The 1,570-nt window shown below is 72.5% G+C and carries 1 protein-coding gene and 1 pseudogene; one reads left to right on the top strand and one right to left on the bottom strand.

The genetic code is table 11. From position 1 onward, the window contains the following. On the bottom strand, positions 1–853 hold an 853-nt coding region (locus R6V09_RS52715), incomplete at its 3' end, for a sugar kinase (protein WP_317888490.1). A 138-nt stretch (positions 854–991) separates the two neighbouring features. Here R6V09_RS52715 and R6V09_RS52720 point away from each other — a divergent pair. Continuing rightward, a pseudogene (locus tag R6V09_RS52720) lies at positions 992–1,570 on the top strand (alanine racemase); the annotation flags it as partial.

The raw sequence follows: 1,570 nt of genomic DNA on the forward strand, positions 1-1,570 counted from the left end.
GTACGGGAAGTCCCCGCAGGGTCGCGGAGAGGAACCCGGCAGCGAAGGCGTCCCCGGCGCCGACCGCGGCCACGACGTCGACGTGCGGCGCGGGCACGAAGGTGACGTGCCTCTTGTGGAAGACGGTGGCGCCGCGTCCGCCCTGCTTGACGACGAGCGTCTCGGGGTCGGGGAACGCGGCCCGTACGGCATCGGCCCCGACGAGCCCCCAGACCTCGGCGGCCTCGTCCTCGCCGACGAAGACGAGGTCCGCGCCGCGCGCCAGCTCCAGCAGCACGCTCGGGCCGTCGGCCGAACGCCCCAGCGCCGGGCGGTGGTTGACGTCGAAGGAGATCAGCGGGCGGTGGGCGCGGAGCGCGGTCAGTTCACGGACCAGGCCGAGACAGTCGGCGGAGAGCATCGGGGTGATCCCGGACAGGTGCAGCACCCGCCCGGCCCGTACGGCGGCCAGGTCCACGTTGCGCACGGCCATCGCGGAGGCGGCGGACCCGGCCCGGTAGTACGCCACCTCGTGCGCGTCGGTGGCCCGGTCCCCGGCGGTGCGGAAGTAGATGCCGGTCGGCCGCGCGGGATCACGCCGTACGGCGGACACGTCCACGCCGTAGCCGCCGATGGTCTCGACGAGGTGGTCGCCGAAGCCGTCGGCCCCGACCCGGCTGACCCACCGGACGCTGTGCCCGGCCGCCGCCAGTACGCAGGCGACGTTGGACTCGGCGCCGCCGATGGCGCGGTCGAAGGACGGTACGTCGGCGAGGCGGCCGGGGCGGCTGGGTAGGAAGGTGACCATGGACTCGCCCAGCGCTACGACGTCGACGACGTCACGGGCGGCGGTGGACTGTCCGTCGGCGGTCACGATGGTGATGGCTCCTCGTCGGTGCACCGGTTTGCGGCGGCTCCGTTGACCCGGTGTTGGGCGAGATGTTAGACAGCGGTAAGCGATATACGCAATGACGGTTGCAGAGATTGCAACAGTCCAGCTCAGGGAGGCCTCATGGTCCGCGACACCGGTACCGAAGCGCTCGCCCGGCTCGCCGGGGAACGCGTCGACCACCGTTTCAAGGGCCTCCCCCCGGACGCCGACGGCCGCACGGTCACCGAGCTGGCCGCCGAGCGCCGCAACCTCTTCACCGGCGGCTTCACCACCCCCGTCCTCGCCCTCTCCGCCGAGCGCCTGGAGCACAACCTCCGCCTCATGGAGACCTACGCGACCCGCCACCACCTCGCCTTCGCCCCGCACGGCAAGACCTCGATGGCCCCCCAGCTCTTCCACCGCCAACTCGCCCACGGGGCATGGGGGATCACCCTCGCCGTGCCCCACCAGGTGCGCGTGGCAAGGGAGTTCGGGATCGACCGCATCTTCCTGGCGAACGAACTCGTCGACCCCGCGGCCCTGAAGTGGATCTCCTCCCAGCTCGACACGGACGACGACTTCCGCTTCATCTGCTACGTCGACTCCGTGCGCGGGGTCGAGCTGATGGACGCGGCCCTGCGCGGCGCCGCCCGCCCGCTGGACGTCGTCGTCGAACTGGCCGCCGGCGAGGGCGCCCGCACCGGCGTGCGCACGGAGGCG

This window comes from Streptomyces sp. W16 (genome assembly GCF_033194735.1).
In the GTDB taxonomy this organism is placed as follows: domain Bacteria; phylum Actinomycetota; class Actinomycetes; order Streptomycetales; family Streptomycetaceae; genus Streptomyces.